This window comes from Anaeromyxobacter dehalogenans 2CP-C (assembly GCF_000013385.1).
In the GTDB taxonomy this organism is placed as follows: Bacteria; Myxococcota; Myxococcia; order Myxococcales; family Anaeromyxobacteraceae; genus Anaeromyxobacter; species Anaeromyxobacter dehalogenans_B.
This window is the reverse complement of record NC_007760.1, coordinates 4,662,288-4,682,605: the sequence shown is the minus strand read 5'-3', so window position 1 is coordinate 4,682,605 and position 20,318 is coordinate 4,662,288. Positions and strand designations below refer to the sequence as shown.

Here is a 20,318-nt window from a genome sequence, read left to right as displayed (position 1 = left end):
ACGGACCCGCTCGCCCCGAGCCTGTCGAGGGGCGAGCGGAACCGTCCAGCAGAGGGCCCCAGCCACGGGCTGGGGAGGGGTGCGAGGCTCGCTACGCCCCCACCACCGTCTTCACGTCGAAGACCGGCTGCGCCTGGATCGCCTTCTTCACCGCGCACTGGTCCGCCACGCGGACCAGCGCCTCGCGGTACTTCTCCGGGAAGGCGGGCGGGACCTCGATGTCGAGCTCGACGCGCGCGAGCACGCCGGTCTCCGGGTCGAAGTGCGCCCGCTGGCGGAGGCGGATGCCGTCGGTGGGCAGGTCCCGCTTCTGGCAGAAGCCGAGCACGTAGATGCCGGCGCAGGTGCCGATGGCGGCCATGAACAGGTTGAAGGGCGACGGGGCGGAGTCCTCGCCGCCGCTCGCGACCGGCTGGTCGGTGCGGATGACGTGGTTGCCGATGGTGGTGTCCACCCGCTTGCCGCCGGGGAACGTGACGAAGGTCTCGCTGGCCATCTGACGCCTCTCTCCTGGAAGGTGTCGCGCCGGGATCCGGCGCTCGCGAGGTGAGAGCCGGCGCGGCGCGCGGAGGTTCCTGGGCGGCGCCCGGGTGTGATAGCGTCCTCGGCCCCGCATGAGAGCGAATTCGAAGGCGAAACCCGTGTCCCGGGCCGCGCTCGCCGGCGAGGCCGATCCCCGCCTCGTGGCCCTTTCGGTGTCCATCCAGGACGACGGCGCGCTGTACGCGGAGGACATCCGCGGCAGCCAGGCGCACGTGTCCATGCTGGCGGCGCAGGGCATCGTGCCGAAGGCGGCGGCCCGCCGCATCGTGGCCGCGCTCGACCAGGTCCGGGCCGAGTTCGCCGCCGGCAGGATCCGCTTCGACCCGGCGCTCGAGGACGTGCACACGCACGTGGAGCGGCGCCTGGGCGAGCTGGTGGGGAAGGACGCGGGCTACCTGCACGCCGGCCGCAGCCGCAACGACCAGGTGGCGCTCGACGAACGGCTCTTCATCGTTGGCGCCTGCGACCGCTGCGACGCCGCCCTGGAGCGGCTGCAGCGCGCGTTCCTCGGCCAGGCCCGCGCGCACGAGCGCACCATCCTGCCCGGCTACACGCACCTGCAGCGCGCGCAGCCGGTCTCGCTGGCGCACCACCTGCTCGCCTACGTGGAGATGTTCGGGCGCGACCGCGAGCGCTTCGCCGAGGTGCGCCGCCGCGCCGCCGTCTCGCCGCTCGGCTCGGGCGCGCTCGCCGGCACCACCCTGCCGCTCGACCGCGAGGCGGTGGCCGCGCGGCTCGGGCTGGCCGGCGTGACGCACAACTCGCTCGACGCGGTCTCGGATCGCGACAGCGCCGCCGAGCTCCTGTTCGCGTGCGCGCTCGCCGCCGTGCACCTCTCGCGCATCGGCGAGGAGCTGGTGCTCTGGACCACGAAGGAGTTCGGCTTCGCGACGCTCTCGGACGCGTTCGCGACCGGCTCCTCGCTCATGCCGCAGAAGAAGAACCCGGACGTGGGCGAGCTGGCCCGCGGCCGCGCCGGGCGCGCGCTGGGCGACCTCGTGGCGCTGCTCGCGATCCTGAAGGGTCTGCCGCTCTCGTACAACCGCGACCTGCAGGAGGACAAGCGGCCGCTGCTGGGCGGGCCGGAGGCGCTGGTGCTCACCGCCGACGCGGTGGCCGGCGCGGTCGGGACCGCCACGTTCCACGCCGAGCGGATGGAGGAGGCGCTCGGCTCCGGCGAGGCGCTCGCCACCGACGCGGCCGAGTACCTGGTCGAGCGCGGCGTCCCGTTCCGCGAGGCGCACGAGGCGGTGGGCAAGGCGGCGGCGTTCTCCGCGCGCGAGGGGCGGCCCATGGCGCGCCTCACCGCGGCCGAGTGGGCGAGCTTCCACCGGCGCTTCGAGAAGGACGTGCTCCGCTGCTTCGACGCCCGCCGCAGCCTGAAGCGCCGCGAGCTCCCCGGCGCGCCCGGCCCGCGGGCGGTCCGCGCCGAGCTGCGCCGCTGGGAGAAGGCGCTCGGGAAGGCGCGCCGATGAGCGGCGCCCGCCCGGTGCTCGCCGCGCTCGCCGCGGCGGCCGCGCTCGCCGGCTGCGGCGTGAAGGGCCCGCCACGCCCGCCCGCGCGCCCGGCCCCCGCGCACCCCGTGGTCGCGCCCGCCGCGCAGCCCTCGCAGCCCGGCGCCACGCCTTCCGCCACCCCGACCGACGCCGCGGCGCCGGCCGCACCGGCCGCGCCGGCGGGGACCCCATGAACCACTTCCTGCGCAAGCGCGGCGTCCTGCACGCCGAGGCCGTCCCGGTGGAGCAGCTGGCCGAGGCCTACGGGACGCCGCTCTACGTCTACTCGACCGCCACGCTCACCCGGCACTGGAAGGTGCTGCACCGCTCGCTCGCCGGGCTCGACCACCTGGTCTGCTACGCGGTGAAGGCGAACTCGAACCTGGCGGTGCTGTCGCTGTTCGCGCGGCTCGGGTCGGGCTTCGACATCGTCTCGGGTGGCGAGCTGTACCGCGTGCTCAAGGCGGGCGGCCACCCGGGCAAGGTGGTGTTCAGCGGGGTGGGCAAGCGCGACGACGAGATCGCGTTCGCGCTCGAGTCCGGGGTGAAGGTGCTGAACGTGGAGAGCGCGCCGGAGCTGGCGCGGGTCTCCATCGTGGCGCGGCGCATGGGCGTCCGCGCGCCGATCGCGCTGCGGGTGAACCCGGACGTGGACCCGAAGACGCACCCGTACATCTCCACCGGCCTCAGCGAGAACAAGTTCGGCGTGTCGGTGGACGAGGCGCGCCGGCTCTACGCGCTCGCCGCGCAGGACCCGGCGCTCGAGCTCCGCGGCGTCGCCTGCCACATCGGCTCGCAGATCACCACCGTGCGCCCGTTCCTCGACGCGATCGCCCGCGTGCTCGCGCTGGTGAAGGACCTCGGCAAGCAGGGCATCCGGCTCGGCCACGTGGACGTGGGCGGCGGCCTCGGCATCACCTACGCCGACGAGGAGCCGCCGCACCCCGACGAGTACGGCCGGGCCATCAAGAAGGCGCTCTCGCGCTTCGACGGCGAGGTGATGCTCGAGCCCGGGCGCGTGCTGGTGGGGAACGCCGGCGTGCTCGTCACCCGCGTGCTCCACGTGAAGGAGAGCGGTCGCAAGGTGTTCGTGGTGGTGGACGCGGCCATGAACGACCTGGTGCGGCCGAGCTACTACGACGCGCACCACGAGATCGAGCCGGCCGGCGCGCCGCGGAAGGACGCGGAGGAGATCGTCTGCGACGTGGTGGGCCCGATCTGCGAGTCCTCCGACTTCCTGGCGCGCAAGCGGCGCATGCCGCGCCCGGTCCGGGGCGACCTGCTGGTGGTCCGCTCGGCGGGCGCCTACGGGTTCGCCATGTCGTCCAACTACAACTCCCGCCCGCGCGCGGCCGAGGTCCTGGTGGACGGCGACGGCGCCCGGCTGGCGCGCCGGCGCGAGACCTACGCCGACCTCGTCCGCGGGGAGACCCCCGAGCCCGAGGCCGAGCGGTTCCGCGCCCCGCGGCGATGAGCTACGATCCAGCACCTTCCCCCCGCCGGGAGCACGCCATGCGACGACTCGAAGGTTCGATGGTGGCCATCGTCACGCCGATGAAGGACGGCGCGGTGGACCTGCGCGCCCTCCGCGAGCTGACCGAGTGGCAGCTCGCCGAGGGGACGGACGGCATCGTGCCGTGCGGCACCACCGGCGAGGGCGTGACGCTCACCCCGGCCGAGCGGGCCGACGTCATCCGCACGGTGATCGAGACGGTGCGCGGCCGGGCGCTGGTGATCGCCGGCGCCGGCTCGAACGCGACGCACGAGGCCATCGAGTCGGTGAAGCTGGCGAAGTCGCTCGGCGCGGACGCCGCGCTGGTGGTGACGCCCTACTACAACAAGCCCACGCAGGAGGGGCTGTTCCGGCACTACCAGGCGATCTGGGAGGCGACGCGCTTCCCGGTGGTCGCGTACAACGTGCCGTCGCGCACCTCGGTGGACCTGCTCCCCGAGACGGTGGCGCGGCTCGCGAAGGCGGGCGCCATCGCCGGCATCAAGGAGGCGACCGCGAACATGGACCGGCAGGTCCAGCTCGTGGAGAAGGTCGGCAAGGACGCGATCGCCTACCTCTCCGGCGACGACTTCACGGTGCTCCCCTACATCGCCTGCGGCGGCCACGGCGTCATCTCGGTGATCGCGAACGTCGCGCCGCGCGCCATGAAGGAGCTGGTGGTGGCGGCGCGCTCGGGCGACCTCGCCGGCGCGCTCGCGAAGCAGGCGGCCATGGCCGAGCTGAACCGGATGATGTTCGTCGAGACCAACCCCGGGCCGGTGAAGGCGGCGGTGGCGCTGCTCGGCCGGGCGGGCGGCGAGCTGCGCCTGCCGCTCGCGCCGGTGTCGGAGGCGAGCCTCGCGAAGGTGCGCGAGGCGATGGTGCGCTTCGGGCTGAAGCTCGCCTGAGCAGGGGTGACTGACATGACCAAGGTGGTGGTGACCGGGGCGGCGGGGCGGATGGGCACGCAGATCGTCCGGCTGGTGCGGGCGACGCCCGGCCTCTCGGTCTCGGGCGCGGTGGAGCGCGCCGGGAGCCCGGCGATCGGGAAGGACGCGGGGACGCTCGCGGGCGGCGAGCCGCTCGGCGTCGCGGTGGTGGACGACCTCGCGAAGGCGCTGCCCGGCGCCGACGTGGTGATCGACTTCACCAGCCACGAGGCGTCGGTGCGCCACGCGCAGGCGTGCGCCGCGGCCGGCGTGGCGCTCGTGATCGGCTCGACCGGCTTCACGCCCGACGCGAAGGCGAAGGTGGCCGAGGCGGCGCGCAAGGTGCCGGTGGTGCTCTCGCCGAACATGAGCGTGGGCGTGAACGTGGTGTTCGAGCTGGTGCGCCAGGCCGCCCGGGTGCTCGGCGACGCCTACGACGTCGAGGTGGTCGAGATCCACCACAAGCACAAGCGCGACGCGCCCTCCGGCACCGCGGTGCGGCTGGGCGAGGTGGCGGCCGAGGCGCTCGGGCGCGCGCCCGCCGACGCGCTCGCGTACAGCCGCCACGGCATCCTGGGCGAGCGGCCGCCGTGGCAGATCGGGATCCAGACGCTCCGCGGCGGCGACGTGGTGGGCGAGCACACCGTGTTCTTCTGCGGCGAGGGCGAGCGGGTGGAGATCACCCACCGCGCCACCAGCCGCGAGCAGTTCGCCCGGGGCGCGGCGCGGGCCGCGGCCTGGCTGCCCGGCAAGGCCCCCGGCGTCTACGACATGGCCGACGTGCTGGGCCTGCGGGGCGGGAAGTGAGGGTCTGCCGCTTCCGCCGCGCCGGCGTGGACCGGTACGCGCTGGTGGAGGGCGAGGTCCTGCGCCCGCTCACCGCCGCGCCCTGGGCCGGCGGCCTGCCCGAGGGGCCGGCGGTGCCGCTCGCGGAGGCGACGCTGCTCGCGCCGGTGGAGCCGTCCAAGGTCGTCTGCGTGGGGCGCAACTACGTGGCGCACGCGCGCGAGCTCGGCAACGAGGTGCCCACCACCCCGCTCATCTTCCTCAAGCCCTCCACCTCGGTGATCGGGCCCCAGGACGCCATCCGCTGCCCGGAGCAGTCGCGCGAGGTGCACCACGAGGGCGAGCTCGGCGTGGTGATGGGCCGGACGCTCACGAACGCCAGCGCCGCCGAGGCGCGCGGGGCGGTGTTCGGCTACACCTGCCTGAACGACGTCACCGCGCGTGACATCCAGCGCGAGGAGAAGCAGTTCACGCGCGCGAAGGGCTTCGACACGTTCTGCCCGGTGGGCCCGGTGGTGGAGACCGCGTTCGACCCGCTCGACGCCTCGGTCGCGTGCCGGGTGAACGGCACCGAGCGGCAGCGCGGCTACACCCGCGACATGGCGTTCGACGTCTTCGCGCTGGTGGCGTTCATCTCCGGCGTGATGACGCTGCTCCCGGGCGACGTCATCGCCACCGGCACGCCCGAGGGCGTCGGCCCCATCCGGCGCGGCGACTGGGTGGAGGTGGAGGTGCCGGGCATCGGCGTGCTGCGGAACCCGGTGACCTGAGCGGCGCCGCCCGCGGAGAAGGGCTCGTCGTGCGCGCGTACGTGGGCGTGGGCAGCAACCTCGGCGATCGCTGGGCCAACCTGGCGCTCGCGGCCCGCGTCCTGCGCGCCTCGCCCCGCCTCGCGGTGCTGCGGGCCTCGCACGTGTTCGACACGCCGCCCATGGGCCCGCCGCAGCCCCGCTACCTGAACGCCGTGCTGGAGCTGGAGGCCGGGCTCACGCCGGAGGCGCTGCACGCGGTGCTCGCCTCGGCCGAGCGCGCCGCCGGCCGCCGCCGCGGCCTGCGCTGGGGCCCGCGCACGCTCGACCTCGACCTGCTCGTCCACGCGGATCGCGTGGTGCGGACCCCCGCGCTCACCGTCCCGCACCCCGGCATCGCGGCGCGCCGCTTCGTGCTCGAGCCGCTCGCCGAGCTGGCGCCGGACCTGGTGGTGCCGGGGCTGGGCCGCACGGTGGCCGAGCTGCTGGCGCGCGCGCCGGGCGCGCCGCTGGTGGTGGCCGGCCTGTACCCGCTCTGACCGCTCGGGGTTCGACGGAGCTCACCCCGAGCGGCTTTCGGGATTCCGCTCGCCCCGAGCCTGTCGAGGGGCGGGCGGGTTGCGAGCCGGCGCTAGCGCTTCCGCGCCGGCTTGCCCGCGGCGAGGAGCACCCGGTCCACCGCGTCCGCCGGCAGCGGCGTGCAGCGCCCCGCGAGCCGCGCGGCGAGCGCGATCCGCGCCACCCGCTCCAGGGTCTCCATCCGGTCGAGCGCCTCGGAGAGCGTGCGCCCCAGCGCGAGCGCGCCGTGGCGCTCGAGCAGCAGCACGTCGTGCCGCGCCAGGTACGGCGCGAGCGAGGCGGGCACCTCGCCGGTGCCGGGCGTCGCGAACGGCGCGAGCGCGATCTCGCCCAGCGTCACCGCGGCCTCCGGCACGAGGTCGTTCGGCGGCGGCACGCCCGCGACGGTGAGCGCCACCGCGGTGATGGGGTGGGCGTGGACGATGGCCTCCACGTCCGGCCGCGCCGCGTAGGCGGCGAGGTGCATGCGCAGCTCGGTCGAGGGGCGGCCCGCGCCGCGGGTCACCGCGCCGGCGCCGTCGATGCGCAGCACGTGCCCGGGCCGGAGCAGGCCCTTGTTCACGCCCGAGGCGGTGACCAGGAACGCGTCCGGCCCGAGCCGCACCGAGACGTTCCCCTCGCCGGCGCCGATGAGGTCGAGCGCGGCCAGCCGGTGGCAGGTCTCCACCACCGCGTCGGCGAGCGCGCGCTCCCGCGGGGCGGTCCGCGCGCGGGGCGCGGCGCGGGGGAGGACGGCGCGCGGGCGGGGAGCGCGGGCCACGGCGGGTCAGAGGATCTTGGCGGCGAGGAGGTCCTGCACGTCGAGCAGGCCCACCGGGCGCCCGTCGGCGTCCACCACCGGCACCTGGTCGATGCGCGCCTGCCGCAGCACGCGCGCCGCGTCCACCACCAGCGCGTCCGGGCGCACCGTCTTCGGGCCCTTGCACATCGCCGAGCTGACCGGGCGGGAGAAGTCGGTGTCACCGCGCTCGACCAACCGCCGGAGGTCACCGTCGGTGAAGATGCCCACCAGCGTGCCGTCGGCGGCGACCACCGAGGTCGCGCCCGGGCGCCCGGGCGTCTCGGTCATGACGGCCACCGCGGCGGCGAGCGGCGCGTCCTCGCGGACCACCGGGTTCGAGGTCTCGCCGCGCATCAGCTCGTGGACCTTCATCAGGCCGCGGCCGAGCTTGCCGCCCGGGTGGAACAGCGCGTACTCCTCGCGGTCGAACGGGCGGTTCGCGAGCACCGTCATCGAGAGCGCGTCGCCCACCGCCAGCAGCACCGCGGTGGAGGCGGTCGGGGCGAGCCCCATGGGGCAGGCCTCCTCGACGTTCCCGATGGCGATCACCAGGTCCGCCGCCCGCGCCAGCCGGTTGGACCGGTCGGCGGTGATGGCGACGATCTTCGCGCCGATCTTCTTGAGCGACGGGAGGAGCCGGAGGATCTCCTCGGTCTCGCCCGAGTTCGAGAGCGCGAAGACCAGGTCGTCGCGCGCGATGCGGCCCAGGTCGCCGTGCGCGGCCTCGGCCGGGTGGACGTAGAGCGAAGGGGTGCCGGTGGAGGCCAGCGTGGCGGAGATCTTCTGGGCCACGAAGCCCGGCTTGCCCATCCCCGTCACCACCACCCGGCCCTTGCAGCCGAGGATCCAGCGGACGGCGGTGGCGAAGGCGTCGTCGAGGGGGACCGCGCCGATGGCGCGCGCCTCGGCCTCGACGACGGTGCGGCCGTAGGTGACGAGATCCTGGGTGCGGGGGCGCGGGCGGGCGCTCGCCCGCGAACGGCGCGCGGGGAGCTTCACCACCCGGGCCCGGCTGCTGCGGCTGGAGGCCATGGTCGGCCGCCGATATAGCACTTCCGCGGCGCTTGCGGCAGGGCGCGCGGGTGCGCTATGTGACGCCGGCCCCCTGGAGGAAGACCATGAAATTCTTCATCGATACTGCGGACGTCGGCGAGATCAAGAAGGCCCTGGCCCTCGGCCTGTGCGACGGCGTGACCACCAACCCCTCGCTCGTCGCCAAGACCGGCCGCGGCTTCGAGGACGTGCTGAAGGAGATCGTCCAGCTCGTCCCCGGCCCGATCTCGGCCGAGGTGACCGCCACCGACTACGAGGGGATGCTGCGCGAGGGGCGCCACTACGCGAAGTTCGGCTCGCAGGTCGTCATCAAGGTGCCGCTCACCGTCGAGGGGCTGCGCGCCGTGAAGACGCTCACCGACGAGGGCACCAAGGTGAACGTCACCCTGTGCTTCTCGCCGGTCCAGGCGCTCCTCGCCGCGAAGGCCGGCGCGACGTACATCTCGCCGTTCGTCGGGCGGCTCGACGACATCTCGCAGGACGGCATGGCGATGGTCGCCGACATCGTCCAGATCTACCGGAACTACGGGTTCAAGACGCAGGTGCTGGTCGCGAGCGTGCGCCACCCGGTGCACGTCCTCGAGGCCGCCAAGCTCGGCGCCGACGTGGCGACCATCCCGTACTCGGTGATCGAGCAGCTCGCGAAGCACCCGCTCACCGACGCCGGCCTGAAGAAGTTCCTGGCCGACTGGGAGAAGGTGCCGAAGGCGGCGAAGTAGCCGCGTCACCGCGCGCGCCGGGACCACCCCGGCGCGCGTCCGGGCGCACGTTTCACGCAGAGTGGCCCGCCGAGCTCCTGCCGAGGTAGGATCTCGTCGAACGCCGGCGGCCACCCGTGATGTCGTTGCCGAATGCCGTCTACACCATCGCGCCGGAGCCGAGGGCCACCATTCTCGGGACGATCGCGCACGAGCAGGACGCGTTCCTCGAGCTCGGTCCTGCCGAGTACGAGGCGCTCAAGGCCAAGGTCCCGTCGCTGGAGCTGGCCCCGTCGCCCAGGAGCGGCTCATGACCGACTGGCTATGGCCGATCATCGCCTGCGTGGCCCTGGCTGGAACGCCTGCCACGCGCGTCGCCGAGGCGGAGAAGGCCATTCGGGCGCGCGCACCCGGAGTGCAGTGGCGCACCCCGCTCGTCGCGGACGTCACGTTCGACGGGCGGGCCGATCACGTGTTCCTGGGATCGTCGGGGAACACTTCCAGCGTGGGCATCGTGGATGGCGCCCGGGGCGACCGCGCCTGGGTGCTCGAGTTCGTCCACGATCCGGCTCGCGCCTCGGGCCTGTGCGGCGCGCCCGGCGACGCGACGATCGCGCTCGAGGATCCCGGAATCGACCTGGCCGAGCTCGGCTGCGATGACGCATCGGACGACGCGTCCTGCGAGACCGCGCGCAGGACCGCCGCGTACCTCCGGCGCGCGGCGGAACGCGGCGGCAAGGGCATCGTTCTGTCCGCCGGCGACTGCGACGCCGTCCACGTCCACTTCGACGGGACCTCGTTCCGGTGGTGGCGCAGGTAGGGAGTCCGCGCTCGCCGTCTTGAACGACGGGCGAGCGACCGTCCGATCGCCGCGGTGGGGCACTCCCCACGCCGCTTCCCCCTGGCGTCCACGGTCCGCATCTTCCTCTCGCGCCTCGTCGGTCCATCGCGAGGCGCGGGGGATCCATGCCGCTCGCTCGCCTCTTCACCGGCCTCTCGGTCGCGTACCTGCCGCTCGCCGCGCTGGCGCAGGCGGGCGGGGACGCCGCGCCGGCGCCGCGGAGCGGCTACGGGTGGCTGTGGATGCTGGTCGCGGCGCTCGTGATCGTGGCGCTGTTCCGGATGTTCTTCTCCCGGCCGCGGCGGACGCCGGGGGCGAGGGGGCCGGGGCCGTGAACCCGCTCGCTCGCACGGCGGGCCACGTGCTCGCGGTCACCGCGCTGGTGCTGGCGTTCGCCGCTGCGGCGCAGGGGCCGATCTACCAGCCGCACCCCGCCGCGGACGGGATCCTCCCGTGGGTGTTCGCGGTCTTCGTGGCCGGGGCGCTGGTGGCGCTGTTCGTCTTCGTCCTCTGGGTCGTGAACCCGCCGAGCTTCCGCCGGCCGGGCGAGCGGCCGCACGGTGCGCTGGCGCCGAAGGCGCGCCGGCACTGAGCGAGCGTCGCCAGCTCGCTACAGCGTCACGCGGAACAGCCTTCGCTCCAGCAGGTCCGGCACGCCGGCGAGGTCGGCGCGGGTGAGGTGCGCGCCCTCGGCGCGCTCCTTCAGCTCGAGGCACGCCTCGGTCACCAGGCGCACGAGCAGGTGGAGCGCCGCGTGCTCGGCGGGCGTCTGCAGGCGGTGCGCCTCGCGCGCGCGCCTCCGCTCGACCTCGTCGTACTCGCGCACGAGGTCGAGCCGCGCCAGCTCGAGCGCGAGCCGCAGCACGTCGTCGCGCGGCCGCTCCGCCGCGCCGTGCCCCCAGCGCGCGCGCTCCGCCTCGCTCTCCCACGGGATCTCGGGCGGCGGCCACGCCTCCAGCTCGCGCGCCAGCTCCTCGGCGAACCGCTCGAGGAGGTACGCCTTCACCGGCTGCCTCTGCCGGTCGTACAGGAAGTCCCAGCGCCGATCGCGCACGGCGGCAGGATAGCCGGACCCGGCCGCCGCGGCGACCTCGACCTCCGCGCGGCGGCGGCGCGAGGCGCGTCAGGCGGCGTCGGTGCCGGCGGCGCCGCCGGGCCGGGCCCGCGCCGGCGCGTCCGCCTCGGCGGACCGCGAGGCGGGGCGCCCGCCCTCCATGGCGGTCAGCGGGCCACGCCGGGCCGGCACCGCCTCGATGGCGGCGAGGATCTCGTGCAGCAGGGCCTGGTAGACGCGCTGGCTGGTGAGGAACGCGGCGTGGTGCGCCTGCACCTCGACGTTCGCGAGGTGGGGCAGCCCGTGCGTCTCGATGACCGCCGACGGGTAGGGCGACGCGCCGTCGTCGCGCGACCAGATCGACACGAGCCGGACCTGGCCCGGCCACGGGCCGTCGTGGAGCCGGCGCAGGAAGGCGCTGCCGGGGAAGAGCTGCCAGAGCGAGCGCGCAAGGAAGCCGACGGGCAGCCCGAGCAGCGCGACGGGCGTGCCGTGGTGCGGGGTCCCGAGCGTCACCACCGCGCGCGTGCGCCGCCAGCCGCCCAGCTTCTTCACGTAGTAGGCGGCGATGAGGCCGCCCTTGGAGTGGCCGACGATGGTGAGCGGCCCGAGCCCGGGGTGGCGCGCGTAGAGCCGCTCGATCTTGGCGCGCACCAGGTCGGCGAGGTCGTCGATGCCGCGGGTGTTGAGCGTGCCGCCGAGGCCGCCGAGGTCGAGCGTGAACACGCCCATCCCGTCGCGGCGCAGCCGGCGCTCGAGCACGGCGCAGGTGCGCCGCGAGCTGAAGAACCCGTGCAGCAGCAGCACCGGGTGCTCGCAGCGGGAGAAGTCGGTCCGCCGCTCCACCGGGCGCCGGCGGACGCTCCCGTCGTACGCCGCCGCCAGCTCCTCCACCACCCGCGCCGCCTGCCGGACCCACCGCGCCACCCGCATGGTCGCGCCTCCGATCAGCAATCTAGCGAGCGTCCGGGCGCAGGGCAGCGCCCGTCGGCGGGCTTGACGTCCCGTGATCCAGGCATGCCCGGCCCGTCCGGCGGCGCCGGGGCGTACGAAGCGTGAAAAGGCGACCCTCGACCCGGGGACGCCGGGGCGGCCGGCGGGGCGATCGACCGCGTCCTTGTTCCCCCCGGCCCCGCGCAGTACAACCGGTCTCCCCGGAGGCGGACCCCATGCTCGTCGTCATGAAGCCCCACGCCGGCCAGCCGGAGATCGACGCGGTGATCGAGAAGATCCGCAGCCTCGGCCTCACCGCGCACCCGATCCCCGGTGCGCAGCGCGTGGCCATCGGCATCACGGGCAACAAGGGCGGCCTCGAGCCCGAGCTGTTCACCACGCTGCCGGGCGTGGCCGACGCGCTCCGGGTGTCCCAGCCGTTCAAGCTCGTGTCCCGCGAGGTGAAGGAGGAGGACACGGTCATCGACGTGGGCGGGGTGCCGCTCGGCGGCAGGGAGCTGGCGGTGATGGCCGGGCCGTGCTCGGTCGAGTCGCGCGGCCAGCTGCTCGAGGCGGCGCACGCGGTGAAGGCCGCCGGCGCCCGCTTCCTGCGCGGCGGCGCGTTCAAGCCGCGCACCAGCCCCTACGAGTTCCAGGGCCTCGGCGAGGAGGGCCTGAAGCTGCTCGCGGTCGCCCGCGAGGAGACCGGCCTCAAGGTCGTGACCGAGGTGATGGACGTCGAGCACCTCGCGATGGTGGCGGACTACGCCGACGTGCTGCAGATCGGCGCCCGCAACATGCAGAACTACTCGCTGCTCCGGCAGCTCGGGCGCGTGCGCCGGCCCATCCTGCTGAAGCGCGGCCCCTCCGCCACCATCAAGGAGTGGCTGATGGCGGCGGAGTACGTGGTCTCGGAGGGCAACTACCAGGTGGCGCTCTGCGAGCGCGGCATCCGCACCTTCGAGACCATGACCCGCAACACGCTCGACCTGAACGCGGTGCCCATCCTGAAGGCGCTCACGCACCTGCCGGTGATCGTGGACCCGTCGCACGGCATCGGCCTGCGCGCCCACGTCCCCGCCATGGCGCGCGCCGGCATCGCCGCCGGCGCGGACGGGATCATCGTCGAGGTCCACCCGCGGCCGGAGAAGGCGCTCTCCGACGGCCAGCAGTCGCTCACGCCGGCCGAGTTCGAGGAGCTCATGCGCCAGGTGCGGGTGATCGCCGGCGCCGTGGGCCGCGGGGTGTAGCCGGAGGCCGCGGAGGGGACGCCCGGCCGGCCCGCCGCCCTGGCCCCGCGGCGGGAGACGCACCCGAACCGAGCACGCTCCTGGCCGGTCGCGCGGGCCGTCCGGCGCTCGCCCGGGACGCGGCCGCTTGCCATGCGCGCGGGAAGCCTTACCTGATCCACATGAAGGCCGAGCGCGAGCCCATGGAAGCAGCCGGCGCCGGGGAGCGCCGCGACATCGTCCTGCCGGGCGGCTGCCTGCTGTGCGACGGCGACCTGGAGGTGCGCCTGGGCGAGCGGGGCCACGCCGCGAGCTTCTGCCCGCGGTGCCACTGGATCTCCCACCCGCACATGCGCCGGGCGGACGGCGCGGTGCACGTCATCCACCCGGCCGGCGGGATCGCCTAGCGCCCCAGCGCGCGTCCGAGCGATCGCACGAAGCGCTTCACCCGCTCGGCGCGGGCGCGCCGCGAGCCGCCCTCGGCGATGCGCTTCACGATCGCGCTCCCGACCACCACGCCGTCCGCGAGCGGGCCCAGCGCACGGGCCTGCTCGGGCGTCGCCACGCCGAAGCCGATCACGACCGGCAGCTCGGTCCGGGACCGCACCGCCGACACGAGCGGCGCGATCTCGTCGGCCACGGCGTGGCGCGCCCCGGTCACGCCGGTCACCGACACGAAGTAGAGGAAGCCGGTGGCGGCGCGGACGGCGGCCTCGACCCGCGCCGGGTTGGAGGTGGGCGCGAGCAGGTAGACGAGCTTCACGCCGGCCTCCGCCGCCGCCGGGGCGAGCACCTCCGCCTCCTCGGGCAGCAGGTCCGGGATGATGAGCGCGTCCACGCCGGCGTCGGCGCAGCCGCGCACGAGCCGCTCGACCCCGCCCGCCAGCATGGGGTTCAAGTAGCCCATGAGCGCGATGGGGACCTGCGAGCGCGCGCGGACCGCGGCGGCGATCCCGAGCACGTCCTCGAGCGTGGTGCCGGCGCCGAGCGCGCGCTGGGCGGCGGCCTGGATGGTGGGGCCGTCGGCGATGGGGTCGGAGAACGGGACGCCCAGCTCGACGAGGTCGGCGCCGCCCTCCACGCAGGCGAGCGCCATGTCCCGCGCGGTGGCGAGGTCGGGGTCGCCCCCCATCACGTAGGTGACGAGCGCGGCCCGGCGCTCGGCGCGGCAGCGCTCGAACGCGGCCGTGATGCGGTCGGGGCGCTCGGCCGCGGCGGGCGCGGCGGCGGCGCGGGGCTTGCGGGCGGTGCGCGGGCTCACCGGCGGCCTCCCTTCCGGGCGGCGGCGCGCGGGCGCGCGTTCGCCTTCGCCTTCTTCGCAGGCCGGGCCGGGCGGGCCCGGGTGCGCCGCGGCGGCGGCGCCGCCTCGAGCATCTTCCGCACCTGCTCCACGTCCTTGTCGCCGCGCCCGGAGACGTTCACGAGCACCAGCCCTCCCGGCCCGGCGTCGCGGGCCACCTTGCGCGCGGCCGAGACCGCGTGCGCGCTCTCCAGCGCGGGGATGATCCCCTCCATGCGCGCGAGGTACTGGAACGCGTCCAGCGCCTCGGCGTCGGTCTGCGGCAGCAGCGTGAGCCGGCCCTGGTCCTTCAGGTAGGAGAGCTCCGGCCCGACGCCCGGGTAGTCGAGGCCGGCGCTGATCGAGTGCGCCTCCTGGATCTGCCCGTGCCCGTCCTGGAGCACGTAGCTCCGCGAGCCGTGCAGCACGCCCGGGGTCCCCTTCGCGAGCGACGCGCCGTGCTTCGCGGTCGAGAGCCCGAGGCCGGCGGCCTCCGCGGCGACCAGGTCCACGTGCGCGTCGTCCACGAACGCCGAGAAGATGCCCATGGCGTTGGAGCCGCCGCCCACGCAGGCGACCACCGCGTCGGGCAGCCGGCCGGCCAGCTCCAGCACCTGCCGGCGCGCCTCGCGCCCGATCACCGACTGGAACGTGCGGACCATGGCCGGGTAGGGGTGCGGGCCGGCCACCGAGCCGATGATGTAGTGCGTGTCGCGGACGTTGGTGACCCAGTCGCGCAGCGCCTCGTTCATCGCGTCCTTGAGCGTCGCCGAGCCGGACGTCACCGGGATGACGCGCGCGCTGAGCAGCTGCATCCTGAAGACGTTGAGCGCCTGCCGCTCCACGTCCACCGCGCCCTGGTAGACCTCGCAGGGCAGGCCGAACAGCGCCGCGGCGGTGGCGGTGGCGACGCCGTGCTGGCCGGCGCCGGTCTCGGCGATGATCCGCTTCTTGCCCATGCGGCGGGCGAGCAGGATCTGGCCGAGCGTGTTGTTGAGCTTGTGCGAGCCGGTGTGGCACAGGTCCTCGCGCTTCAGCAGCACGCGGCAGCCGCCCACGTCGGCGCTCATGCGCGGCGCCTCGGACACCGGGGTCTCGCGCCCGGCGTAGCGCCGGAGCAGCTCGTCCAGCTCCGCCTGGAACGCCGGGTCGGCCCGCGCCTCGCGCCAGGCTTGCTCGAGCTCGTCCAGCGCCGGCACCAGGGTCTCGGGCACGAAGCGCCCGCCGAAGGCGCCGAAGCGCCCCCGCTCGTCGGGGAGGGCTGCGGTCTTCACGTCGTCTCCTTCGCCGCGCGGACGAACCGCGCCATGAGCTGCCGATCCTTCACGCCGGGCGCCGCCTCGACGCCGCTCGCCACGTCCACCGCCCAGGGCCGCACCGCGCGGATCGCGTCCGCCACGTTGGCCGGGGTGAGCCCGCCCGCCAGCACGACCGCGGTCCGCTCCACGGCGCGCGCCGCGAGCGCCCAGTCGAACGCGACCCCGCTGCCGCCGTAGCCCGGCGAGGCGGAGTCGAGCAGGAAGCCGGCCGCGCCCGGGTAGCGCGCGAGCTGGTCGAGCGCCTCGGGCCCGCCCACGCGGATGGCCTTCACCACCGGGAACGGCAGCCCCTCGAGCAGCTCCGGCGGCTCGTCCCCGTGGAGCTGCGCGACCTGCGCGCCGGACGCGGCCATCGCCGCGAGCAGCTCCTCGCGCGTGGGATCCACGAACACGCCCACGGCCGTCACGAACGGCGGCAGCCGGGCCACCAGCGCGCGCGCCGCGGCGGGCGGCAGGTGGCGCTTCGAGCGCGGCCAGAAGTTGAAGCCGATCGCGTCCGCGCCCAGCCGGGCCGCCTCGAGCGCGTCCTCGAGCCGGGTCACGCCGCAGATCTTCACCCGGGGCGGGAGGGCCATCACGCCTCGCCCAGCGCGCGCAGCAGCGCGGCCGGGTCCTCGGCGCGCACCAGCGCCTCGCCCACCAGCAGGTTCGCGGCCCCGGCGCGGCGCAGCCGGGCCGCGTCCTCCGGGGTGCGCACGCCGCTCTCCGCCACGCCCTTCACCGCCGCCGGCAGGGACGGCAGGATGCGCTCGGAGACGGCCAGGTCCACGTGGAAGGTGTGCAGGTTGCGGTTGTTGACGCCCACGACGCGCGCCCCGGCCGCGAGCGCGCGCTCCGCCTCGGCGGCGTCGTGGACCTCGACCAGCGCCGCGAGCCCCAGCTCGCCGCAGGCGTCCAGCAGCCGCCGCAGGTCGTCCTGCGCGAGCCCGGCCACGATGAGCAGCGCCGCGTCCGCGCCGGCGGCGCGCGCCTCGAGGAGCTGGTAGCGGTCCACCACGAAGTCCTTGCGGAGCAGCGGCACGTCCACCGCGGCCCGCACCGTCACGAGATCCTCGAGCGAGCCGCCGAAGCCGGGGCCGTCGGTGAGCACCGAGATCGCCGCGGCGCCGGCGGCGGCGTAGCGGCGCGCCTGCGCGACGGCGTCGAGGCCGGCGCGGATGGGGCCGGCGGAGGGGCTGGCGCGCTTCACCTCGGCGATGACGCGCAGCGGGCCGCCGCGGGGCGAGAGCGCCGCCTCGAACCCGCGCGGCGGCGGGGCGGCGGCGGCGCGGGCGGCCAGCACCGCGTCGGGCAGGACCGCGCGGCGGGCGGCCACCTCGTCCACCTTGCGGGCCAGGATGCCGTCGAGGACGGTCACGCCGGCACCGTGGTGGCGGCCACCAGCTGCCGCAGCTTCTCGCGGGCGGCGCCCGAGTCGATGGACCGGGCGGCGCGCGCCACGCCGTCGCGCAGGTCGGTGGCGGCGCCGGCGCAGACCAGCGCGGCGGCGGCGTTCGCGAGCACCGCGTCGCGCGGCCCGCCCTGCTGCCCCTCCAGCACGTGGGTGACGATGCGGGCGTTCGCCGCCGCGTCGCCGCCGGCGAGCTCGGCGGCGTCGCGCCGCGGCAGCCCCAGGTCCTCGGGCCGGATGGTGTACCGCTCCACCGCGCCGTCCTTCACCTCGCAGACGTGCGTCATGCCGGTCACGGCGATCTCGTCCAGCCCCTCGCCGTGCACCACGAACGCGTGCGCGGCGCCCAGCGCCGCCAGCACGCCGCCCAGCACCGGCACCCAGCGCGCCTCGTACACGCCCAGCACCTGGTGGCGCGCGCCGGCCGGGTTCGCGAGCGGGCCGAGCAGGTTGAAGATGGTGCGCACGCCCAGCTCGCGCCGGACGCCGGCGATGGCCTTGAACGCGGGGTGGAGCCGCACCGCGAACAGGAAGCCGATGCCGACCTCCTCGATGCAGCGCTCCACCGTCTCCTTGTCCGCGTCCACGTTCACGCCGAGCGCGGCGAGCACGTCGGCGGAGCCGGAGCGCGACGACACGGCGCGGTTGCCGTGCTTCGCCACGCACACCCCGGCGCCGGCCGCCACGAACGCGGCGGTGGTGGAGATGTTGAAGGTGTGGCGCCCGTCGCCGCCGGTGCCGCAGGTGTCGATGAACACGTCGCGGCTGACCCGCACCCGGTCGGCGCGCTGGCGCATCACGTCGGCGGCGCCGGCGATCTCCTCCACCGTCTCGCCCTTCATGCGCAGCGCGGCCAGGAACGCGCCCGACTGGGCCGGGGTGGCGCCGCCGTCGGCGATCTCGGTCATCACCTGGGCCGCCTCGGCGCGGCTGAGGTCCTCGCCCTCCAGGAGCTTCGCGATGGCGTGCTGGATCACGGCCGGGCCTCCTCGCCGCGCGGCGCGACGTGCGCGAGCCAGTTCCCGAGGAGGCGCTTGCCGTCCAGCGTCAGGATCGACTCCGGGTGGAACTGCACGCCCTCCACGTCCAGCGCCCGGTGGCGCAGGCCCATGATCTCTCCCTCCTCGGTCCACGAGGTGATCTCGAGCGCCTCGGGGAGGCTCTCGCGCTCGACCACGAGCGAGTGGTAGCGCCCGGCCTGGAACGGCGCGGGCAGCCCGGCGTAGATGCCCTGGTTGCGGTGGTGCACCGGGCTCGCCTTGCCGTGCACGATGCGGACGTTCCGCACCACCTTGCCCCCGAACGCCTGGCCGATGGCCTGGTGGCCGAGGCACACGCCGAGGATGGGCAGCGCGCCCGCGAGCGCCCGGAGCACCTCCAGCGTCACCCCGGCCTGGTCCGGCGTGCACGGGCCCGGCGAGAGCACCAGCGCGTCGGGGCGGCGCGCCCGGATGCCGGGCACGTCGATCTCGTCGTTGCGGAACACCTCGACCTCGGCGCCCAGCTCGCCGAGGTACTGCACCAGGTTGAAGGTGAAGCTGTCGTAGTTGTCCACCAGCAGCAGCCGGACCGGGCGCGCGCCGCTCATCGCCTCGCCCCCTTCCCGCGCGGCGCCGCGCGGCGGCCGCGCGACCCCGCCGCACGCCGCGGCCGTGCCTCCGCCGCGGGGGCCGCCTGCGCCTTCCGCGCGCCGGCGCGCCGGCGCGGGGCGGCCGCGGGCGGCGCGTCCAGCCCGCGCGCCTCGGCCTGCGCCACCGCGGTGAACACCGCGCGCGCCTTGTTGACCGTCTCCTGGTACTCGGCGGCCGGGTCGGAGTCGTAGACGATGCCGGCGCCGGACTGCACCGAGACCCGGCGGCCGTTCGCGAGCAGGGTGCGGATGGCGATGCACATCTCCATGTCGCCGCCGCGGTCGAAGTAGCCCACCGCGCCGCCGTACGGGCCGCGGCGGGCCGGCTCGAGCGCGTCGATGATCTCCATGGCCCGCACCTTGGGCGAGCCGGAGAGCGTGCCGGCGGGGAAGCCGGCGCGGAGCACGTCCACCGCGGTGCGGCCCGGGGCGAGCCGCCCGCGGACCTCCGAGACGAGGTGCATCACGTGCGAGTAGCGCTCCACCGTCTTCAGCGCGGCCACCTTCACCGTGCCGGTGGCGGACACCCGGCCCACGTCGTTGCGCCCGAGGTCCACCAGCATGACGTGCTCGGCGTTCTCCTTCGGGTCGGCGCGCAGCTCGGCCTCGAGCGCCTGGTCCTCGGCCGCGTCCACGCCGCGCCGGCGGGTGCCGGCGATGGGCCGCAGCGTGACCTCGCCGTCCTCGAGCTTCACCAGCGTCTCCGGCGACGAGCCCACCAGCGCGCGCGGCCCGTCCTTCACGAAGAACAGGTACGGCGAGGGGTTCACGCGGCGGAGCGCCCGGTAGATCTCGAACGGCGGGAGGGAGGTCTCGGCGTCGAAGCGCTGGGAGAGGACGATCTGCTGGCAGTCGCCGGCGGTGACGTACTCCTTGGCGCGCCGCACCGCCGCCTCGAACGCCTCGCGGCGGACCCGCGGCGCGAGCACCGCCGGCGGCCCGGCCCGGCGCGGGCGGCGGTCGGAGAGCGGCCGCGCCAGCACCGCCAGCCGGCGGCGGATGCGGCGGACCGCGTCGGCGTACAGCGCGCGCGGGTCGTCGCCCTCGTCGCAGCGCACCTCGCAGATGACGTGGAGCGAGTGGCGGCGGTTGTCGAACGCCACCAGCTCGTCGAAGTCCATGAGCAGGACGTCGGGGAAGCCCAGCTCGTCGGCCTTCGCGATGGGGACGCGCGGCTCGAACAGGCGGACCGCGTCGTAGGAGACGTGGCCCATGAAGCCGCCGGAGAAGCGCGGCACGCCCGGCACCCGCACCGCCCGGTGCGTGGCGAGCGCGGCGCGCAGCGCGGCGATGGGATCGCCCGGGTCGCCGAGCTTCCAGCGGAGCAGCGCCCGAGGCGCCGCGCCCAGGAACGTGAAGCGCGCGCTCCGCTCCCCGCCCTCGACCGACTCGAGCAGGAACGCGTGCCGCTCGCCGCGGGAGAGCTTCAGGAAGGCCGAGACCGGCGTCTCGGTGTCGGCGTCGATCTCGACGCGGACCGGGACCGCGCGGCCGGGGCTGCAGAGCGAGAGGAAGGTCTGGAGATCGGGGGTGGTCC

Annotated in this window: 26 protein-coding genes; 14 read left to right on the top strand and 12 right to left on the bottom strand. The window is 75.5% G+C overall.

Translation table 11 applies throughout. The features are described 5' to 3' along the window. Positions 1-91 precede the first annotated feature (91 nt). On the bottom strand, positions 92-496 hold the full coding sequence (locus tag ADEH_RS21035) for an OsmC family protein (RefSeq protein ID WP_011423118.1): 405 nt from the start codon (positions 494-496) through the stop codon (positions 92-94). Positions 497-614: 118 nt separating this feature from the next. Between ADEH_RS21035 and argH the strand changes: the two genes are divergently transcribed. From argH to folK, 7 genes are read left to right on the top strand one after another with little or no spacing between them, the layout of a single operon-like run. After that, positions 615-2,018, top strand: coding sequence for an argininosuccinate lyase (gene argH, locus ADEH_RS21030; RefSeq protein WP_011423117.1), 1,404 nt, complete (start codon positions 615-617; stop codon positions 2,016-2,018). Continuing rightward, entirely contained in the window at positions 2,015-2,233 is a 219-nt protein-coding gene (lptM, locus tag ADEH_RS21025) for an LPS translocon maturation chaperone LptM (protein WP_041453746.1), read from the top strand. The genes argH and lptM overlap by 4 nt, the downstream gene beginning before the upstream one ends. Continuing rightward, complete coding sequence (lysA, locus tag ADEH_RS21020) at positions 2,230-3,513, top strand: diaminopimelate decarboxylase (RefSeq protein ID WP_011423116.1); 1,284 nt, start codon at positions 2,230-2,232, stop codon at positions 3,511-3,513. The genes lptM and lysA overlap by 4 nt, the downstream gene beginning before the upstream one ends. A gap of 38 nt (positions 3,514-3,551) precedes the next feature. Beyond that, positions 3,552-4,439, top strand: coding sequence for a 4-hydroxy-tetrahydrodipicolinate synthase (gene dapA / locus ADEH_RS21015; RefSeq protein ID WP_011423115.1), 888 nt, complete (start codon positions 3,552-3,554; stop codon positions 4,437-4,439). 15 nt (positions 4,440-4,454) lie between these two features. Next, the gene (gene dapB, locus ADEH_RS21010) at positions 4,455-5,267 is read left to right on the top strand and encodes a 4-hydroxy-tetrahydrodipicolinate reductase (RefSeq protein ID WP_011423114.1); all 813 of its coding nucleotides are present in this window, start codon (positions 4,455-4,457) and stop codon (positions 5,265-5,267) included. Then, entirely contained in the window at positions 5,264-6,016 is a 753-nt protein-coding gene (locus ADEH_RS21005; protein WP_011423113.1) for a fumarylacetoacetate hydrolase family protein, read from the top strand. Before dapB ends, ADEH_RS21005 begins: the two co-directional genes overlap by 4 nt. A gap of 29 nt (positions 6,017-6,045) precedes the next feature. Continuing rightward, positions 6,046-6,534 (top strand): 2-amino-4-hydroxy-6-hydroxymethyldihydropteridine diphosphokinase, encoded by a 489-nt coding sequence (gene folK, locus ADEH_RS21000; protein WP_011423112.1) that lies wholly within the window; start codon positions 6,046-6,048, stop codon positions 6,532-6,534. A gap of 92 nt (positions 6,535-6,626) precedes the next feature. Here the strand turns inward: folK and ADEH_RS20990 are convergent, their stop codons facing one another. After that, complete coding sequence (locus ADEH_RS20990) at positions 6,627-7,334, bottom strand: class II aldolase/adducin family protein (protein WP_011423111.1); 708 nt, start codon at positions 7,332-7,334, stop codon at positions 6,627-6,629. Between the two features lie 6 nt (positions 7,335-7,340). Next, positions 7,341-8,387, bottom strand: a complete 1,047-nt coding sequence (locus ADEH_RS20985) for a KpsF/GutQ family sugar-phosphate isomerase (RefSeq protein ID WP_011423110.1) — start codon at positions 8,385-8,387, stop codon at positions 7,341-7,343. Between the two features lie 86 nt (positions 8,388-8,473). Here ADEH_RS20985 and fsa point away from each other — a divergent pair, with 86 nt between their 5' ends. From fsa to ADEH_RS20965, 5 genes are all read left to right on the top strand, one after another. Beyond that, entirely contained in the window at positions 8,474-9,127 is a 654-nt protein-coding gene (gene fsa, locus ADEH_RS20980; protein ID WP_011423109.1) for a fructose-6-phosphate aldolase, read from the top strand. A gap of 119 nt (positions 9,128-9,246) precedes the next feature. Then, positions 9,247-9,420, top strand: coding sequence for a hypothetical protein (locus ADEH_RS23225; protein WP_157061404.1), 174 nt, complete (start codon positions 9,247-9,249; stop codon positions 9,418-9,420). Beyond that, the gene (locus ADEH_RS20975) at positions 9,417-9,926 is read left to right on the top strand and encodes a hypothetical protein (RefSeq protein ID WP_011423108.1); all 510 of its coding nucleotides are present in this window, start codon (positions 9,417-9,419) and stop codon (positions 9,924-9,926) included. Before ADEH_RS23225 ends, ADEH_RS20975 begins: the two co-directional genes overlap by 4 nt. Positions 9,927-10,072: 146 nt before the next feature. Continuing rightward, positions 10,073-10,282: a hypothetical protein gene (locus tag ADEH_RS20970; protein WP_041453745.1), complete on the top strand. Its 210-nt coding sequence runs from the start codon at positions 10,073-10,075 to the stop codon at positions 10,280-10,282. After that, positions 10,279-10,539: a hypothetical protein gene (locus ADEH_RS20965; RefSeq protein ID WP_041453744.1), complete on the top strand. Its 261-nt coding sequence runs from the start codon at positions 10,279-10,281 to the stop codon at positions 10,537-10,539. Before ADEH_RS20970 ends, ADEH_RS20965 begins: the two co-directional genes overlap by 4 nt. 18 nt (positions 10,540-10,557) lie before the next feature. On the opposite strand, the gene ADEH_RS20960 is transcribed toward ADEH_RS20965, so the two are convergent. After that, positions 10,558-11,001, bottom strand: coding sequence for a hypothetical protein (locus ADEH_RS20960; RefSeq protein ID WP_011423107.1), 444 nt, complete (start codon positions 10,999-11,001; stop codon positions 10,558-10,560). Positions 11,002-11,070: 69 nt separating this feature from the next. Next, complete coding sequence (locus tag ADEH_RS20955) at positions 11,071-11,955, bottom strand: esterase/lipase family protein (RefSeq protein WP_232287367.1); 885 nt, start codon at positions 11,953-11,955, stop codon at positions 11,071-11,073. 215 nt (positions 11,956-12,170) lie between these two features. On the opposite strand from ADEH_RS20955, the gene aroF reads away from it, so the two are divergent. Further along, positions 12,171-13,184: a 3-deoxy-7-phosphoheptulonate synthase gene (gene aroF / locus ADEH_RS20950; protein ID WP_011423105.1), complete on the top strand. Its 1,014-nt coding sequence runs from the start codon at positions 12,171-12,173 to the stop codon at positions 13,182-13,184. A 161-nt stretch (positions 13,185-13,345) separates the two neighbouring features. Then, on the top strand, positions 13,346-13,570 hold the full coding sequence (locus tag ADEH_RS20945) for a hypothetical protein (protein ID WP_041453743.1): 225 nt from the start codon (positions 13,346-13,348) through the stop codon (positions 13,568-13,570). Here ADEH_RS20945 and trpA read toward each other — a convergent pair. Genes trpA through ADEH_RS20910 form a run of 7 tightly spaced genes read right to left on the bottom strand, consistent with a single transcriptional unit; the run spans position 13,567 to position 20,247 of the window. Further along, positions 13,567-14,424: a tryptophan synthase subunit alpha gene (gene trpA, locus ADEH_RS20940; protein ID WP_011423104.1), complete on the bottom strand. Its 858-nt coding sequence runs from the start codon at positions 14,422-14,424 to the stop codon at positions 13,567-13,569. The genes ADEH_RS20945 and trpA overlap by 4 nt on opposite strands. Next, positions 14,421-15,716, bottom strand: coding sequence for a tryptophan synthase subunit beta (gene trpB, locus ADEH_RS20935; protein WP_011423103.1), 1,296 nt, complete (start codon positions 15,714-15,716; stop codon positions 14,421-14,423). Before trpB ends, trpA begins: the two co-directional genes overlap by 4 nt. Further along, entirely contained in the window at positions 15,713-16,336 is a 624-nt protein-coding gene (locus ADEH_RS20930; RefSeq protein WP_011423102.1) for a phosphoribosylanthranilate isomerase, read from the bottom strand. Before ADEH_RS20930 ends, trpB begins: the two co-directional genes overlap by 4 nt. Beyond that, positions 16,336-17,118, bottom strand: coding sequence for an indole-3-glycerol phosphate synthase TrpC (trpC, locus tag ADEH_RS20925; RefSeq protein WP_011423101.1), 783 nt, complete (start codon positions 17,116-17,118; stop codon positions 16,336-16,338). The genes ADEH_RS20930 and trpC overlap by 1 nt, the downstream gene beginning before the upstream one ends. Then, a complete protein-coding gene (trpD, locus tag ADEH_RS20920; protein ID WP_011423100.1) occupies positions 17,115-18,128 on the bottom strand; it encodes an anthranilate phosphoribosyltransferase in 1,014 nt (337 codons plus the stop codon). Before trpD ends, trpC begins: the two co-directional genes overlap by 4 nt. Beyond that, complete coding sequence (locus ADEH_RS20915) at positions 18,125-18,739, bottom strand: anthranilate synthase component II (RefSeq protein WP_011423099.1); 615 nt, start codon at positions 18,737-18,739, stop codon at positions 18,125-18,127. Before ADEH_RS20915 ends, trpD begins: the two co-directional genes overlap by 4 nt. Beyond that, positions 18,736-20,247 carry an anthranilate synthase component I family protein gene (locus ADEH_RS20910; RefSeq protein WP_157061403.1) on the bottom strand — a complete coding sequence of 504 codons (1,512 nt, stop codon included), beginning with the start codon at positions 20,245-20,247 and terminating at the stop codon, positions 18,736-18,738. The genes ADEH_RS20915 and ADEH_RS20910 overlap by 4 nt, the downstream gene beginning before the upstream one ends. Between the last annotated feature and the right edge of the window lie 71 nt (positions 20,248-20,318).

Excerpts from the sequence above, each read along its gene's own strand:
- aroF (WP_011423105.1), top strand. The coding sequence starts at position 12,171 with ATGCTCGTCGTCATGAAGCCCCACGCCGGCCAGCCGGAGATCGACGCG.
- ADEH_RS20985 (WP_011423110.1), bottom strand. The coding sequence starts at position 8,387 with ATGGCCTCCAGCCGCAGCAGCCGGGCCCGGGTGGTGAAGCTCCCCGCG.
- ADEH_RS20930 (WP_011423102.1), bottom strand. The coding sequence starts at position 16,336 with ATGGCCCTCCCGCCCCGGGTGAAGATCTGCGGCGTGACCCGGCTCGAG.
- ADEH_RS20945 (WP_041453743.1), top strand. The coding sequence starts at position 13,346 with ATGAAGGCCGAGCGCGAGCCCATGGAAGCAGCCGGCGCCGGGGAGCGC.
- ADEH_RS21035 (WP_011423118.1), bottom strand. The coding sequence starts at position 496 with ATGGCCAGCGAGACCTTCGTCACGTTCCCCGGCGGCAAGCGGGTGGAC.
- dapB (WP_011423114.1), top strand. The coding sequence starts at position 4,455 with ATGACCAAGGTGGTGGTGACCGGGGCGGCGGGGCGGATGGGCACGCAG.
- argH (WP_011423117.1), top strand. The coding sequence starts at position 615 with ATGAGAGCGAATTCGAAGGCGAAACCCGTGTCCCGGGCCGCGCTCGCC.
- lysA (WP_011423116.1), top strand. The coding sequence starts at position 2,230 with ATGAACCACTTCCTGCGCAAGCGCGGCGTCCTGCACGCCGAGGCCGTC.
- dapA (WP_011423115.1), top strand. The coding sequence starts at position 3,552 with ATGCGACGACTCGAAGGTTCGATGGTGGCCATCGTCACGCCGATGAAG.
- lptM (WP_041453746.1), top strand. The coding sequence starts at position 2,015 with ATGAGCGGCGCCCGCCCGGTGCTCGCCGCGCTCGCCGCGGCGGCCGCG.
- ADEH_RS20915 (WP_011423099.1), bottom strand. The coding sequence starts at position 18,739 with ATGAGCGGCGCGCGCCCGGTCCGGCTGCTGCTGGTGGACAACTACGAC.
- ADEH_RS20970 (WP_041453745.1), top strand. The coding sequence starts at position 10,073 with ATGCCGCTCGCTCGCCTCTTCACCGGCCTCTCGGTCGCGTACCTGCCG.
- fsa (WP_011423109.1), top strand. The coding sequence starts at position 8,474 with ATGAAATTCTTCATCGATACTGCGGACGTCGGCGAGATCAAGAAGGCC.
- ADEH_RS23225 (WP_157061404.1), top strand. The coding sequence starts at position 9,247 with ATGTCGTTGCCGAATGCCGTCTACACCATCGCGCCGGAGCCGAGGGCC.
- ADEH_RS20975 (WP_011423108.1), top strand. The coding sequence starts at position 9,417 with ATGACCGACTGGCTATGGCCGATCATCGCCTGCGTGGCCCTGGCTGGA.